This is a genomic window from Jiulongibacter sp. NS-SX5 (genome assembly GCF_052828545.1).
In genome coordinates this window covers 2,327,139-2,340,274 of sequence record NZ_CM128248.1, presented here as the reverse complement: position 1 = coordinate 2,340,274, position 13,136 = coordinate 2,327,139, and the positions used below count along the sequence as shown (strand labels likewise).

The 13,136-nt window shown below is 40.6% G+C and carries 18 protein-coding genes; 9 read left to right on the top strand and 9 right to left on the bottom strand.

Annotated elements, in window-relative coordinates; all coding sequences use genetic code 11:
• Positions 1 to 59: 59 nt before the first annotated feature.
• Positions 60 to 776 (bottom strand): OmpA family protein, encoded by a 717-nt coding sequence (locus tag ACUXV0_RS10390; RefSeq protein ID WP_446189477.1) that lies wholly within the window; start codon positions 774 to 776, stop codon positions 60 to 62.
• A 145-nt stretch (positions 777 to 921) separates the two neighbouring features.
• Here ACUXV0_RS10390 and ACUXV0_RS10385 point away from each other — a divergent pair, with 145 nt between their 5' ends.
• Positions 922 to 1,392 carry a hypothetical protein gene (locus tag ACUXV0_RS10385; RefSeq protein WP_446189476.1) on the top strand — a complete coding sequence of 157 codons (471 nt, stop codon included), beginning with the start codon at positions 922 to 924 and terminating at the stop codon, positions 1,390 to 1,392.
• Positions 1,393 to 1,442: 50 nt separating this feature from the next.
• Here the strand turns inward: ACUXV0_RS10385 and ACUXV0_RS10380 are convergent, their stop codons facing one another.
• Positions 1,443 to 2,411 carry an endonuclease/exonuclease/phosphatase family protein gene (locus ACUXV0_RS10380; protein ID WP_446189475.1) on the bottom strand — a complete coding sequence of 323 codons (969 nt, stop codon included), beginning with the start codon at positions 2,409 to 2,411 and terminating at the stop codon, positions 1,443 to 1,445.
• 193 nt (positions 2,412 to 2,604) lie between these two features.
• On the opposite strand from ACUXV0_RS10380, the gene ACUXV0_RS10375 reads away from it, so the two are divergent.
• The 5 genes from ACUXV0_RS10375 (at position 2,605) to ACUXV0_RS10355 (ending at position 6,445) form a co-directional block, all read left to right on the top strand.
• Positions 2,605 to 3,441 carry a DUF547 domain-containing protein gene (locus tag ACUXV0_RS10375; RefSeq protein ID WP_446189474.1) on the top strand — a complete coding sequence of 279 codons (837 nt, stop codon included), beginning with the start codon at positions 2,605 to 2,607 and terminating at the stop codon, positions 3,439 to 3,441.
• Positions 3,442 to 3,566: 125 nt separating this feature from the next.
• On the top strand, positions 3,567 to 4,355 hold the full coding sequence (locus tag ACUXV0_RS10370) for an MlaE family ABC transporter permease (protein WP_446189473.1): 789 nt from the start codon (positions 3,567 to 3,569) through the stop codon (positions 4,353 to 4,355).
• Positions 4,356 to 4,367: 12 nt separating this feature from the next.
• Positions 4,368 to 5,120, top strand: coding sequence for an ABC transporter ATP-binding protein (locus ACUXV0_RS10365; protein WP_446189472.1), 753 nt, complete (start codon positions 4,368 to 4,370; stop codon positions 5,118 to 5,120).
• Positions 5,121 to 5,141: 21 nt separating this feature from the next.
• Positions 5,142 to 6,167, top strand: coding sequence for an MlaD family protein (locus ACUXV0_RS10360; RefSeq protein ID WP_446189471.1), 1,026 nt, complete (start codon positions 5,142 to 5,144; stop codon positions 6,165 to 6,167).
• A 137-nt stretch (positions 6,168 to 6,304) separates the two neighbouring features.
• Positions 6,305 to 6,445, top strand: coding sequence for a hypothetical protein (locus ACUXV0_RS10355; protein WP_446189470.1), 141 nt, complete (start codon positions 6,305 to 6,307; stop codon positions 6,443 to 6,445).
• A gap of 69 nt (positions 6,446 to 6,514) precedes the next feature.
• Here the strand turns inward: ACUXV0_RS10355 and ACUXV0_RS10350 are convergent, their stop codons facing one another.
• Positions 6,515 to 6,895 carry a hypothetical protein gene (locus ACUXV0_RS10350; protein ID WP_446189469.1) on the bottom strand — a complete coding sequence of 127 codons (381 nt, stop codon included), beginning with the start codon at positions 6,893 to 6,895 and terminating at the stop codon, positions 6,515 to 6,517.
• A gap of 130 nt (positions 6,896 to 7,025) precedes the next feature.
• Here ACUXV0_RS10350 and ACUXV0_RS10345 point away from each other — a divergent pair, with 130 nt between their 5' ends.
• Complete coding sequence (locus tag ACUXV0_RS10345) at positions 7,026 to 7,667, top strand: hypothetical protein (protein ID WP_446189468.1); 642 nt, start codon at positions 7,026 to 7,028, stop codon at positions 7,665 to 7,667.
• 67 nt (positions 7,668 to 7,734) lie between these two features.
• Here the strand turns inward: ACUXV0_RS10345 and ACUXV0_RS10340 are convergent, their stop codons facing one another.
• The 6 genes from ACUXV0_RS10340 to ACUXV0_RS10315 form a co-directional block, all read right to left on the bottom strand.
• Positions 7,735 to 8,769 carry an alpha/beta hydrolase fold domain-containing protein gene (locus ACUXV0_RS10340; RefSeq protein ID WP_446189467.1) on the bottom strand — a complete coding sequence of 345 codons (1,035 nt, stop codon included), beginning with the start codon at positions 8,767 to 8,769 and terminating at the stop codon, positions 7,735 to 7,737.
• Between the two features lie 175 nt (positions 8,770 to 8,944).
• Positions 8,945 to 9,973 (bottom strand): hypothetical protein, encoded by a 1,029-nt coding sequence (locus tag ACUXV0_RS10335; protein ID WP_446189466.1) that lies wholly within the window; start codon positions 9,971 to 9,973, stop codon positions 8,945 to 8,947.
• 168 nt (positions 9,974 to 10,141) lie between these two features.
• Positions 10,142 to 10,318 carry a DUF1328 domain-containing protein gene (locus ACUXV0_RS10330; RefSeq protein WP_446189465.1) on the bottom strand — a complete coding sequence of 59 codons (177 nt, stop codon included), beginning with the start codon at positions 10,316 to 10,318 and terminating at the stop codon, positions 10,142 to 10,144.
• A 47-nt stretch (positions 10,319 to 10,365) separates the two neighbouring features.
• Entirely contained in the window at positions 10,366 to 10,839 is a 474-nt protein-coding gene (locus tag ACUXV0_RS10325; RefSeq protein WP_446189464.1) for a Dps family protein, read from the bottom strand.
• Between the two features lie 41 nt (positions 10,840 to 10,880).
• Entirely contained in the window at positions 10,881 to 11,504 is a 624-nt protein-coding gene (locus ACUXV0_RS10320) for a porin family protein (protein ID WP_446189463.1), read from the bottom strand.
• 26 nt (positions 11,505 to 11,530) lie between these two features.
• The gene (locus ACUXV0_RS10315) at positions 11,531 to 12,238 is read right to left on the bottom strand and encodes an OmpA family protein (protein WP_446189462.1); all 708 of its coding nucleotides are present in this window, start codon (positions 12,236 to 12,238) and stop codon (positions 11,531 to 11,533) included.
• 315 nt (positions 12,239 to 12,553) lie between these two features.
• Here ACUXV0_RS10315 and ACUXV0_RS10310 point away from each other — a divergent pair, with 315 nt between their 5' ends.
• Positions 12,554 to 12,727, top strand: a complete 174-nt coding sequence (locus ACUXV0_RS10310) for a YtxH domain-containing protein (RefSeq protein WP_446189461.1) — start codon at positions 12,554 to 12,556, stop codon at positions 12,725 to 12,727.
• 135 nt (positions 12,728 to 12,862) lie between these two features.
• The gene (locus ACUXV0_RS10305) at positions 12,863 to 13,135 is read left to right on the top strand and encodes a YtxH domain-containing protein (RefSeq protein ID WP_446189460.1); all 273 of its coding nucleotides are present in this window, start codon (positions 12,863 to 12,865) and stop codon (positions 13,133 to 13,135) included.
• Position 13,136: the final 1 nt, after the last annotated feature.

Here is a 13,136-nt window from a genome sequence, read left to right as displayed (position 1 = left end):
CTTAGTAAGAATAAATAGCAAAAACAGGCCCAAATGAGCCTGTTTTTGATTCAATATGATTAACGCATTGCTACGTCTTCACGCATGCTGTTTGCTGGAATAATCAAGAAATCAACTCTTCTGTTTTTGTTTTTACTCAGTTTTGAGTTGTTCTTAAAATCCGGGTATTTTTCACCGAAGCTATCTACAAAGAAACGGTCTTCTTCTACACCACAACCATGTAAATAATTGGCCGCAGTAGCTGCTCTCATATAGGCTAGCTTGTCGTTAGCTTCTGTAGCACCATCGCTGTCTGCTCTACCTGCTACCAAAATGTATGTTTCTGGCATTTGCTTCAGATTGAAAGCCAATGCTCTTAAAACGTCTTTTGATTTTTCATTCAGTTTATATTCTCCTGATTCAAAAATATCACCCTGGTCAAGTGCTACTATAATTCCTTCTCCATACTGTAACACTGATGCTCTGCCATCCAAGTTTTCACTGATACCTTTCGCGTTTACACTCATGGCTTCAGTAAGTCTGGCACCTGTAAATCCTTGGCTTGAATACTTTAATACCGTATCTGCCAGAGGAAACTCGCTTACGTATTCTACTTCTGTGTAGTCCGTAGTTCCTTTGTTGGTCATCATGGCCTCGCCTTCAGATGACATTTCCATCTCTGAAGTCTCAGACATTGTTTCTGTTGACATATCCCCTTCCTGCTCAGATTCTGAACTACATGAAGGAAGAATAAACATGGTTGATACTGCTATGGCAGCTAAACTTAACTTTTTCATAATTCTATAATTTGTACTGGCAGACTAGCAAAAAAGGCTGTTCCTGTGTGGAAATCGTGTGAATAGTGTAGAAAAGCCGTCCCGTTTCACCAAAAAGTGTAGAGGTATAAGGTTTTTAGTGTCATGGGAAAACAATTAATAATTAATGAAAAAGCTAATTACAACGATTCTTCTTTTGACAGGTTTAAGTCTGGGTGCTCATGCACAGTACAAGGCGGCCTTTGGAGTAAGATTTAATGGTGGGCCGGCCTTAACGGCAAAATTTGCAACAGGGAATAACGAAGCCGCCGAAGCCTTGTTGAGTGGTTTCGGAAACGGACTTAAAGGTACCTTATTATATGAGTGGCATAATCCGGCTTTTGGGACCAACCAATGGAGATGGTATTACGGATTAGGGGCTCACCTGGGTGCTTCACCAGATAGAAACTGGAGAAACGACAGACCCGGCCCTGATGGTGATTTCCACGTAGGTGCAGATGGCATTTTAGGAATTGAGCACACCTTCAGAGAGATCCCTCTTAACATTAGTGCAGACTGGAAACCAGAGTTTAACTTCGTGAACTATACAGGTTTAGCATTACCGGTATTCGGTGCTTCCGCCAGGTTGGCATTCTAAAACGAAATATGAAATTGAAAGAAGGTCGTTTCTGAAAAGAAGCGACCTTTTTATTTGTCCTCGGGTAAGTGAAATTTCACGAATACCGGGAAGTGATCTGAGCCAACACTCTCGGCTAGTTTAAACTCATCAAGCTCAAACGAAGGTGAACAAAAAACATGATCAAGAGGAATTCTAAAAGGAGACCACGTAGGGAAAGTAGGATAAAACCCTCGTCCTTGTCTCGGGTCTTTAAGTCCTGTCAATCGTTTGAATTTTCGTGTCACACTACTCCAGGCTACATCATTCATGTCTCCTATTACGATGTGGTGATCTAATGTAGAGGCTTCAATTGCCAAGGCTGTTCTCAGCAGCTCCCTGTCTTTTTTGGTAGCAGTAAGTGCCTCGCCAGGAATAGGCGGTTTCGGGTGAAGGCCATATAGCGTAACTGGAGTGTCGCCCATTTTAAAACTAACTTCTACTGAAGGAATAGAGGGTTTGACCCGATGTAAAACCTCAGCTTGGTCAAAAGGAAACTTGCTCAGCAAAATTAACCCATAAGTATCGTTTCGTATTTCTTCCAGCACATGTGGGTAAGTAGCCTTGAGCGGTTCCATAGCATCTGCCCAGGCCTGATTGGTTTCCAGGAGGAAAATTAAATCAGGGTCATATTCTTTGATTTTCTCAAGGGTGCGGTCAAATTCTGTATTGTGTTGATACACATTTGAGATATAAATACTCAGGTTACTTTCGGTAGATTTCTTCTCACGTTTGGCAATCGTGGCCTTAGAGATACTAAAGAAAGGGAAGATGGTTACCAGACAATACACAAAACTCACCGAAACCATGACCACACTCAGGTAGGTACGCCAGGTAGGCTCCTCCACAAAAAACAGTAATACAAGAACAGCCAGATGTGTTACGGCATAAAACGATTTGAAATAGTCCTGACCTCTGATCAGCCAGAAGTCGTTGCCGGTTTCTGGTACAAAAGTACCTATGCTCAGCACCAGAGCGATGATAAAAAGTATAGTCTCCATAACTGCTACGTTTAAAACTTTAAGCCACCGATTTTTCTAAAAAGTGTGGAATCTTCACCTCAGACGAAGCCAAACTGAGAATCTACACTACAGGTTTGAGTGGTTTTCTACAGGAACGGCTATTTCGAGAATGAGGATGAAATTGAATTGTCAATTTCAGGAATATTGGCCCCGGCCATAAAAAACAAATCAAATGAAAAAGTTAATGGTAATCATGTTGTCTGCAATGATGGCAGCATGTAATAACACAGAAAAGCAAAAAGAAACACAACAAACTACTGAACAGACAGAGAAGAGTGGAGAAGAGGCGAAAGCAGTAGATGTAGAAGAAAAAGAAAAAGGGGACTACGCCTCAGTATCTGCCTGGGATGAACTCCTGAAAGATCATGTAGATAAAGATGGTATGGTAGATTACGGCGGAATGAAAAAAGACCGTGAGAAACTGGAAGCCTACTTAGCCGATATTTCGAAAAACGGCCCGGCAAAAAACTGGTCCAAAGAAGAGAAAATGGCCTACTGGATTAACGCCTATAATGCATTTACCATACAATTAATCCTAGATAACGAGGGTGTAAGTAGTATTAAAGATATAGGGCCTAAAACCCAGATACCATTTGTAAATACACCGTGGGATATCAAGTTTATTGAGATAGAAGGTAAAAAATATGACCTCAATAATATCGAACACGGTATTCTAAGAAAGGATTTCAAGAAAGATCCTAGATACCACTTTGCTTTAGTTTGTGCAGCTGAGTCTTGCCCGAGATTGAGAAATGAAGCCTATACGGCCAAAAAATTGGATAAGCAGCTGGATGAAGAAGGTGAGGTATTTCTGAATAATGAAGCTAAAAATATTATCAATGAAGAAGAGGTAAAAATTTCGCCACTCTTCAAATGGTACAGTAAAGATTTTGAGCGTGAGATGTCTATAGCTAAGTGGATCAATAAATACTCTGATGACAAAGTAAAAAAGGATATGGATGATTTTGCGTATACAGATTACAGCTGGAAACTGAACGGATCGTTCTAATCGACAATAAAATTGAACTTAAGAAAGCCGATGAGCCTGGTGCTTATCGGCTTTTTTGTGTGGATTAATTTCTACGATGCATCAAAAAATCACAGGGGTACGATCATTTGAAACAGACTATTCAAATGGAAAATGAAAAAGCGAATAAAGCCCTGCTAGGGCATAAAACAGACCGAAAGATGATCAACTTCAAAGATGGAGTTGAATTTGTTCTTCGGTTTTTTAAGGAATTCTCACTCTCAAAAATGGTGTGGGGAGAGTTTCTGAATCAGTGTTATCAGATAGGTTTACGGTCACTACCCTTAATTACATTGACGGGTTTTGTTACCGGGCTGGTATTTACGCAGCAGTCTCGTCCTTCATTACAGGAGTTTGGAGCCACATCCTGGTTGCCTAGTTTGGTGGCTATTGCCATGGTACGGGCCTTGGCACCATTGGTTACTTCGATAATTGCTGCCGGTAGGGTGGGCTCAAATATTGGTGCAGAACTGGGAAGCATGAAGGTTACCGAGCAAATAGACGCCATGGAAGTGTCTGCGGTGAATCCATTCAATTATCTGGTCATCAATAGGGTTTTGGCTTCTACCATTACCATCCCCATCTTATCATTTTATACCGCGGCTGTGGGTTTGGCAGGTTCATTTATCAATATCTACATCAATGAGCAGACCAACTTTAACGCCTATATCATCAATGCATTTGAGAGTATTAATTTCCTGGATTTGGGCTCGGCATTGGTTAAAGCCATCCTATTTGGGTTTACCATCGGTATGGTGGGGTGCTACAGCGGCTACCGAGCTGAAAAAGGAACACTTGGAGTAGGTAAAGCTGCCAACTCCGGAGTGGTTAAGTCCATCTTCATCATTTTCCTGATAGAGATTTTTGTGGTTCAGGTGACCAATTCACTTCGTTAAAACCCGGAACAAATGAATAATAGCGTAATAGATATAGAGAAATTATACAAATCATTCGGAGATCTGGATGTACTGAAAGGGGTTAACCTAAAGGTTGATAAAGGAGAGAATCTGGTGGTGCTGGGCAAGTCTGGTACAGGTAAGTCAGTGCTTATCAAAATCATTTCGGGCCTTATCAAAGCAGATAGCGGAAAGGTAAATGTACTGGGTTACGATCTCAATACTGTTTCAAAAGAGGAGCTTATAGAGCTGAGAATGCGAATGGGCTTTTGTTTCCAAAACAGTGCTCTCTATGATAGTATGACTATTGCCGAAAATATCCAGTTTCCGCTGCGGCATGCCAATAAAATCACCAATAGAAAAGAGCTGGAAGAAAAAACAGACAGAGTGTTGGAAGCCGTAGGTCTGGAGCAGACCAAAAACCAAATGCCGGCAGAGTTAAGTGGTGGTCAGCGGAAACGAATCGGTATAGCCCGTACCATAGTCATGAACCCTGAACTTATCCTTTACGATGAGCCCACCGCGGGTCTGGATCCCATCACCTGCGTAGAGATTAATAATCTGATACTGGAGGTGAGAGAAGCGTATAAAGCCAGCTCCATCATCATTACCCATGATCTCGCTTGTGCCAAGCAAACCGGCGATAGAATGGCCGTATTGCTTGATGGCCAGTTCAGAAAAGAAGGCACATTTAGCGAAGTCTTTTCTGAAGATTCAGAAGACAAGGTCAAACAATTCTACGACTACAATTTTATAGAAGCTTAAACACATTAAACGATAAAAAACATGGAATCAGCAAGAAAGAAAGCACAGGTAGGCCTCTTTATGGTCATCGGCCTGATCATATTTGCGGCAGGAGTGCTGCTCATCAGCAATATGCGTAAGATTTTTGTCAAAAAAATTACTGCTACTGCCGTTTTTGAAGATGTTAGTGGTCTTACCAAGGGTAATAATGTCCTTTTTTCCGGTGTGAAAGTAGGTACGGTAGAGTCACTTGAGTTTGTGCCTAACGAAGGCGTTAAGGTCAATTTTGAAATTGAAGAGAAATCTCAGGAGTTTATCTATAAAGATGCTGACTTGAAAATAGGCACCGATGGTCTGATCGGAAACCCCATATTGGTGATTAGCGGAGGTTCTGCCTCTGCCGGTGCTATTGAAGATCAGCACCGATTTAAAATTAGTAAGGAAGATACGCAGCAAGACATGCTGGCTACGCTTCAGGAGAATAATAAGAACATTTTGGCCATCACCGAAGACTTGAAGTCGGTGATATCGAGTATTGCCGAAGGGCAAGGTAATCTTGGTAAGTTGATCAAAGACGATGGTGTATATACTCAGCTGAATCAGACTATGGCTCAGCTAAAGCAAAGTTCTTATCAGATCAATGCCATGAGCCAGAATATGGCCAGTTTTAGCAATTCACTAAATACTCCGGGGAAATTGCCATATGAACTTGCCAATGACACCACGCTCATGGCCACACTAAAAAGTACGGTCAATAATCTTGATCAGGGAAGCTCGGCACTAAAGGCGTCTGCTGCCAAGGCAGATCAGCTGGTAGCTGGCATAGATCAGGATCTGGATGAGATACTCAGCTCAGATAGTAGTGCTCTGGGAGTGCTGCTGCACGACCCTTCTATGGCTCAGTACATGAAAAGTACATTGATCAATGTAGAGTCTGGTACAGAGAAGCTGGATGATAATCTGGAAGCCCTTAAGAACAGCATTTTCTTCAGAGGTTACTTCAGAAAAAAGGAAAAACGTGAGGCAAAAGCTCAGGAAGAAACCCAAGCGGTACTTTCCTCAAAATAAGGAGACTGTGGAAGGCTTTTCGCATCTGGCGTATAGAGTCTTCCCCATTTCAGGCTTCATCCTAACGGAACAGCAATTTTAACACTTCATATAACTTATAAACACAAATTATTTAAATGCTCATATTCCTGACATCAATGCTTTTAATACTGCTTCGCGAGAAAAGAAATGCTGGTGAAGCCGATACAAATACAGCTGGTCAGGATAATGGGGGAGAAGCAGCATTGACTTCTAAAAGGGTTTTGTATCGAAGATTAAAATCTCTTTTGAGTCAATAAATTTTATTACTTAAAAACGAAAAAAGCTCGCAATCGCGAGCTTTTTTTATGACTTGATGGTAACATGAATTATTCCATCACCTCAGCTTTAATAGACTGAATATCAGACTCAACTTTGGCTTCAAAAGCATTCCAGTCTTCTACAGCGTTATCCTTCATGTTTTTAAGGTCCTCCTGTAGGTTTTCTTTTTGCATATTTAGCTCGTCAATAATGGTATTTACGGCTTTGCCATCGCCATCCAGATTATTTTCGGCTTCTTCTATTTTGTCTTCCAGTTCCTCTATCGCTTCGTTTAACTGAGCTTCAAGGTTCATCATTCTGTCTTCTGTTTCGTCTACTACTTCTTCCATTTTTTCTTCCATGGTCTCTTCGGTAGTAGCGTTATTACATGCTGTAGCCATTAATAATGTGGCAGCCATTCCCAGGCTTAATACTTTTAACTTTTTCATAATAAATAGTTGTTTATTTTGTTCATCAAAGAGGTTAAAAAGACTGTTCCTGTAGGGAGAGTGTAGAAAATATGGAACAGAGTTTTGATCAGGATAATTGAAAAGTCTTTTAAACTAAAAACAGAACATTATGAATAAGATCATATTAAGTGCAGGAGTTTGGTTTTTGCTAAGCTCATGCACCACTACACAGAGTGCAGTAAACACCGGCAGTAAGCCATCTACCAGTTATGAAACTGTAAAAGTGGAAACCAAAACTGAGGCCGAAAAGCAGGCTGAAAATGGCGATTTTCAAAAAATCAAAAATGCTTTTGAGGTCGCAGATTTAGATATGGCAGTTTTCAAAAAAGAGGATCTGCAAGCTAAAATCAAGGAGATCAATACCTATATGGGAGAAACCGGCTCAGCGTATCTGGGTACTAAAGGAATAGTGATTTCTTTTGAAAGAGGAGACATGTTCGGTCTGGCAGATTATGTACCGAGCAATAAAACCCAGGAGGATTACAAAAAGCTGATAAAGGCCCTAAACACTTACGGAGGCACTGTGGTGGTAGCTGGTAAAACGCAATTCTCAGCCGATGATGTGACTGCGGCTGAGGCTGCAAAAAGAGCTGAACGAGTAGCCAAGTTTATCTCAAAATCGAGTATAGATAAGTCCAGAATTTTACTGGATGATATGGGCGTTAGCTTTGGTACCGAGAGTAATCGAAGTGCCCGGGTCAAAAATGACGATAGAGTAGTAGAATTCTTAGTAGTACCTAAGAAAGCCTAGTCAATTAAGGCCATTAAAAAGGGAGAATGATTCGTCATTCTCCCTTTTTTAGTTTCGGTGTTAAAGCTTATTGTAAAGACTTCCAGAAGGCTGCTGCTTTAGGTATAACTACCGGCATTTTCCCGTTCATGTCGTGCGTGGCATTACTGACCAAATGAAACTGTGCTTTCACCCCGTTATTTCTCAGTCGGGTATGCAGGCGTTTCCCTTGTGTTTGCTGATCTACCAATTCATCTCTGTCTCCATAGAAAAGAATAGTAGGTTCAGATTGACCATTAACATCGAAATATGGACTGGCCGCCTCATAGGCTCCCGGGTTTTCCTGATAGGAGGCTCCTATCAGAAGCTGCGTCAGATTTCTGTTTTTATCATCCATGATTTCATTGTGAATTTCTGGCATTGTAAGGTCGGTAGGTGCCGCTATGGCAGCTACTGCTTTAATGTTTGGATTACTCCTTTGATAGGCATAAGATAAGGCCAAATGCCCTCCTGAGCTATAACCTAAAAGTAGTACCTCATCAGTAAGGTTTAAGGTGGCTTTTTTACCATCAAGGTGAGCCATAAACTGATTGATGTCGGCCATTATTTGAGCGTAATCCACTCCTTGTGAACCAGCTAGCCTGTGATTGATATTAAAAATGGCAATATTCAGCCCCTGCTTCTTTAATTCATCTACTACGGGTTTCATAAATGATTTATCCAATAAACTCCATCCACCTCCATGAATGACTACTACAGGTACTGCCTTCACTCCAGCTGGTTGACCATCTGGCAAGTACATATCATAATTCTGGCGTTCATTATTGCCATACTTGAGGTTGGCCTGCATACTAAAACTAGTGGCTTGGTGTGCAGTTAAAACAGACCCAAAACTCACTTCTTTTTCTTCCTCTTCAGTTGAGGTCTCCTCTTCCTGATTTTGTTCAGTGTTGTTCTCTTCCTGGTTATTTTCCTCTTGACTCTCTTGAGGAGATTCCTCCTGCTCAGATTGCGATTGAGAAACCTCAGGTTCTGTGCTATTTTGAGGGAGAATGTCATTCTCCAGTTCGCACGAGAAGGTGATAAAACTTGAAAGTACTATAGGTAATATTGCTTTTCTCATAATTGTAAGTGATTGTTAGTCAATGTTTAAGCTAAAATTCACATTCCTGAGAGAAAAGTGTGGAATCCTTAAAGTGGGTGTAGAATTTTTTGCATAGCAAAAGAGAAAGTGTGGAACAAAAAAAGCCGTCTCAGATTGCTGAGACGGCAGTGTGAATTATAGAACCGACTATTTATTATTTAACCAAATAGACTGATGATGCAGACTGTAAATCAAAATTGGTAGTTGGCGACATATCACCACCCATCGTTACATTAGAGTAACTTAGAATTCTACCACCATTATTACCTGCTTCAGCGATATAAACTGTTTTGGTAGCACCGTCGTAGGCTACGTCTACTGGGTTACCCATTTGAGTCATAGCACCACTTACTCTGATTGACTCAGAAGCAGAGATCATTCCTCCGTCAGAGGCACCATCAAACTTACTCATGAAGTTTTCAATGATATGGAATCCACCGTCATCCTGACCATTTGAAGCTTCTCCGATATCGGTCATGATCATCGTATTTGTAGAAGCATCATAAGTCAAACCGTGAGTTCTAACAATTCCCTCAATTATCACTCTTTTGCTTGTAGTCAGCATACCTGTGCTGTTGTTGGATAAGAAATCGGTGTATACCGCAAGCTCATCATCAGCATCTACTACTGCATATAGGTCATTCCCAATAAAGGTGATACCCCATAATTTAATATCTGTAGTGATGACATTTCTCAGAGAGAAAGAATTACCTGATTTCTCATAAACAAACAGACGACCATCTGGTGTAGAGGCATCTCCGTCTACATCTGCGTTATCAGCTACCACGTAGAAATTACCATTTACGGCCATTTCTCTCGGGCTTTCCATATCGTTTGGTCCGTCAATTGATAAAGAAACGTCAATAAGACCACCTACGCTTACGTCGGCTGATGCGTCAAAACCTTCAATTCCGTTTTCTGATCTTGAAACCTGGAAAATGCTTTTAGAGTCTGCGTCATAGTAAACGCCATCTGCTGCAGAAGAGCTTGAGTTAAAAGTTGTTTTGGTAGTCATTTGACTATCCTCATAGTTGTAGGCTGTAACGTTACCATCTGCGTTATTTGAGGCGTAAACTGTTACCGAGCTAGACATTACCGGATCCATGTCATTATTGTCTTCACATGAAGTCATCAGAGCTACAGCTCCTACCAGCATTGATGTTTTTAGAATTTGCTTTTTCATAATTGTATAGTTGTTTAAAAATGTTTGTAACACTTGTGTGTTTGGTGTATACGCCACAGAAATCTATTTGGATCGATCAGGGCGAAAAAAAATTGAGAACATAAAAAAAGGAGCTGAGAAGCTCCTTTTTAAGTATAGTTTCACTAGTAGCTGATGGTGTTTTACCTGCTAGTCGAGCAGGTTTCTACCTTTTCTCCTTCCTGTAATCAAAGTCACCACAAATAAGATGACGAACAGGAAGAACAAAATTTTAGCGATTCCGGCAGCACCAGCTGCCACACCACCAAACCCAAATACTGCGGCTATAATGGCGATAATTAAAAATGAAATTGACCAACGTAACATAATTCTATTGTTTAAATGATTAAAAAATGATTTTAGAGAGCTCTGGTCTATTTAGACAAGTAGGCTCTTAGCATCCAGGCAGCTTCCTCAAAATTTCTGAGTTGGCCTACCATAAAGTCCTCAGTACCATAATCCTGAGCATCTGCTGCTATTTCTATATGATCTCTCATCCATCTGATGATGGTTTCATAGTCATTGAGCAATGAACTGAGGATCTTTTTAGAATCATGATACGGTTCTTTAGTCTCGTTCAGGTTGGTAAATTCCAGGAACTCCTCACAAGAGCCCATTGGTGTTTTACCAATCTTTCTGATTCGCTCGGCTGTAAGGTCAATGCCCTCAGCCATTTCGTTATAGAGTTTCTCAAAAAACTCGTGTAGTTCCAGAAATGATGAGCCCTCCACATTCCAGTGATAGTTTCTGAGCTTGATGTAGAGAATGTGCTGGTCTGCTAGCATTACATTCAATGCATCAGATATTTCTGTTTTATTTTTCTTTTCTATTCCTATTAAAGCTTCCATAATTTGTGTTTTGTACTTGTTAAAATTTGCTGAAGCCTGGTTTAGAATGCCAGACCCGCAGTTACCGAGAAAGAGTTTCCTTTACCGGCAAACTGACTTTCTGTTTGTCTGTCTTCATAGTCAATATTGAAGACATCATTCACATTACCTTCGTAACGCATATCTAGTCTCAGACGGCTGATATCAAAACCAACTCCAAACTGATAACCTAATAGTGCTTTTCTAAAGCCTTCTTCTTCTGCCTGAAGACCTATGTTTTGTAAGAAGGTATTGTCTTCGTTAATCAGGAAGGTAGCCACCGGTCCTGCATTTACTCTGATCACATCTGTGGCTTTAACCCCTACCAGTACCGGAATATCAAAATAGGTTTGTTTGAAGTCTCTTTCCTGTCCTAAAATTCCTGTGGTAGACCCACCTTTTTGTGATACGATCAACTCAGGCTGTAGGAAAAGTTTGTTTCCGAATCTTGTATACAGACCAGCTGTAAAACCTGTACTTCTTGTATCTTCAGAGTTCCAAAAGCCTTCGTTACTACCAGAGCCTTCGCCGCTGATGGTTGAAAGGTTTACTCCACCTCGCAGACCTATTTCAAAATTATCCTGTGCCTGAGCCGCAGTCAGACTTCCTACTGTGGCCAATGCGGCCAGAATGATTAACTTTTTCATTTTTGTGATTTGTTATTTATTGATGATTATTTAGATCCAAAGGCCATTGCATCAGCTTCCTTAGAAGCCTCTTTTTTGAGGTCGTCATTAGCGACAATTGCTAATTCTACTCTTCTGTTTTTATCTTGCCCTAATTCAGTTTCATTGCTATAAGCAGGACTATCTTCTCCATAACCTCTAACCACAAGTCTGTTTCTTTGAACTCCCTTAGAAACTAAAAGGTCTGCTACCGCTGCGGCTCTTTTTTCAGATAAATTCTGGTTGTAATTGTCTGAACCTACATTATCTGTGTGCCCTGCAATTAGAATATCAGTCGACTCATAGTCGTCTAAAACCTGTGCCAGTTCTCCAATATTATTAATAGAGTTTGCTGATAACTGATAAGAGTCAAAATCGAAAAGAATACCAGAACCCATAGTTACCTTGATACCTTCTTCAATTCTTTCAATCTCCGCGATCTCGCCGATCTCTTCCTCCAGGTCTTTGGCTTGGTTATCCATATACTTACCGATGATACCGCCTGCTACTCCGCCAATGGCAGATCCTACAATAGCGTAAACTGCTGGGTTCTTACTTTTGGCTCCAATTGCCGCTCCGGCAGCCGCTCCTCCGGCTGCTCCTACCACAGCACCTTTCTGTTCACGAGTAAGTTTTTTAAGACTATTACAGCTCCCCATTAAGATGGTAAGGGATAAAGCTCCTATAGTCAATGATTTTAATTTCAGCTTTTTCATAATTGTTTTTTATAGTCTGCTGAAACACTTAAATAATCCGTCCTGAATAGTTGAAAATTACTTAAAGTGCTTGTAGTGAGATATTTATTTGCGAATTGCCTATTTGGGTGATCTCTTTTTTTGTTGTGGGAATTCCACACATTCACATCATTTTCCACAAAAACGGCGATTTATAAGGTGTGGTGAAAACCGAATGAAGCTCCTATCGAGCCTACATATATATAGGTATAAAGAATGTCACCTTTCTAGTATGGTATTATTACACACACATCAGAAGGAATAGGAATTTATGCATTGAGAGAAAACAGAAAAATTATGAATAAGTCAATGTATGTAGTGGCAGGTGCTTTAGGATTTATTGCCGGAGTATTATACGCCCCGGATAAAGGCCGTGTAAGCCGATTAAAGCTGAAAAGAAATGCTAACAAGCTAGCCAATAAGGCTATTGCCCAGCTAGAGAATTTGGAAAGTGAGATTAAGAATGGGTAAGCCGAAATCGTAGAATTCTACAGGTTTGGGTATTTAGCTCAACACTTTCAGGCCAAAAAAGCCGGAAAGGCATTGGAATTAGAATTTAAACATCAACAGTGTAAGAATTACAGAAATTTAAAAACAATAACAATTATGAATACTACAAAAGCAATTACAGGAATGATAGCTGCAGCAGCAGCCGGAGCAGCAATAGGAATCGCATATGCTCCTGATAAGGGAACCAAAACCAGAAAGAAAGTAAAGCGTAAAGCAGAAGATTTTTCTTCGAATGTGAAAGAAGTGGCTATTAACGCCAAGGATCAAACAGTTACTAAAGCTAACGAACTTTTGGATCAAGGTAAAAAGTCAGTTGACACCTTGGTAGACAAGATATCGAATTCGGCAAAGTCTGTAAAAGTGGCGTAAG

Excerpts from the sequence above, each read along its gene's own strand:
- ACUXV0_RS10390 (WP_446189477.1), bottom strand. The coding sequence starts at position 776 with ATGAAAAAGTTAAGTTTAGCTGCCATAGCAGTATCAACCATGTTTATT.
- ACUXV0_RS10385 (WP_446189476.1), top strand. The coding sequence starts at position 922 with ATGAAAAAGCTAATTACAACGATTCTTCTTTTGACAGGTTTAAGTCTG.
- ACUXV0_RS10380 (WP_446189475.1), bottom strand. The coding sequence starts at position 2,411 with ATGGAGACTATACTTTTTATCATCGCTCTGGTGCTGAGCATAGGTACT.
- ACUXV0_RS10375 (WP_446189474.1), top strand. The coding sequence starts at position 2,605 with ATGAAAAAGTTAATGGTAATCATGTTGTCTGCAATGATGGCAGCATGT.
- ACUXV0_RS10370 (WP_446189473.1), top strand. The coding sequence starts at position 3,567 with ATGGAAAATGAAAAAGCGAATAAAGCCCTGCTAGGGCATAAAACAGAC.
- ACUXV0_RS10365 (WP_446189472.1), top strand. The coding sequence starts at position 4,368 with ATGAATAATAGCGTAATAGATATAGAGAAATTATACAAATCATTCGGA.
- ACUXV0_RS10360 (WP_446189471.1), top strand. The coding sequence starts at position 5,142 with ATGGAATCAGCAAGAAAGAAAGCACAGGTAGGCCTCTTTATGGTCATC.
- ACUXV0_RS10355 (WP_446189470.1), top strand. The coding sequence starts at position 6,305 with ATGCTTTTAATACTGCTTCGCGAGAAAAGAAATGCTGGTGAAGCCGAT.
- ACUXV0_RS10350 (WP_446189469.1), bottom strand. The coding sequence starts at position 6,895 with ATGAAAAAGTTAAAAGTATTAAGCCTGGGAATGGCTGCCACATTATTA.
- ACUXV0_RS10345 (WP_446189468.1), top strand. The coding sequence starts at position 7,026 with ATGAATAAGATCATATTAAGTGCAGGAGTTTGGTTTTTGCTAAGCTCA.
- ACUXV0_RS10340 (WP_446189467.1), bottom strand. The coding sequence starts at position 8,769 with ATGAGAAAAGCAATATTACCTATAGTACTTTCAAGTTTTATCACCTTC.
- ACUXV0_RS10335 (WP_446189466.1), bottom strand. The coding sequence starts at position 9,973 with ATGAAAAAGCAAATTCTAAAAACATCAATGCTGGTAGGAGCTGTAGCT.
- ACUXV0_RS10330 (WP_446189465.1), bottom strand. The coding sequence starts at position 10,318 with ATGTTACGTTGGTCAATTTCATTTTTAATTATCGCCATTATAGCCGCA.
- ACUXV0_RS10325 (WP_446189464.1), bottom strand. The coding sequence starts at position 10,839 with ATGGAAGCTTTAATAGGAATAGAAAAGAAAAATAAAACAGAAATATCT.
- ACUXV0_RS10320 (WP_446189463.1), bottom strand. The coding sequence starts at position 11,504 with ATGAAAAAGTTAATCATTCTGGCCGCATTGGCCACAGTAGGAAGTCTG.
- ACUXV0_RS10315 (WP_446189462.1), bottom strand. The coding sequence starts at position 12,238 with ATGAAAAAGCTGAAATTAAAATCATTGACTATAGGAGCTTTATCCCTT.
- ACUXV0_RS10310 (WP_446189461.1), top strand. The coding sequence starts at position 12,554 with ATGAATAAGTCAATGTATGTAGTGGCAGGTGCTTTAGGATTTATTGCC.
- ACUXV0_RS10305 (WP_446189460.1), top strand. The coding sequence starts at position 12,863 with ATGAATACTACAAAAGCAATTACAGGAATGATAGCTGCAGCAGCAGCC.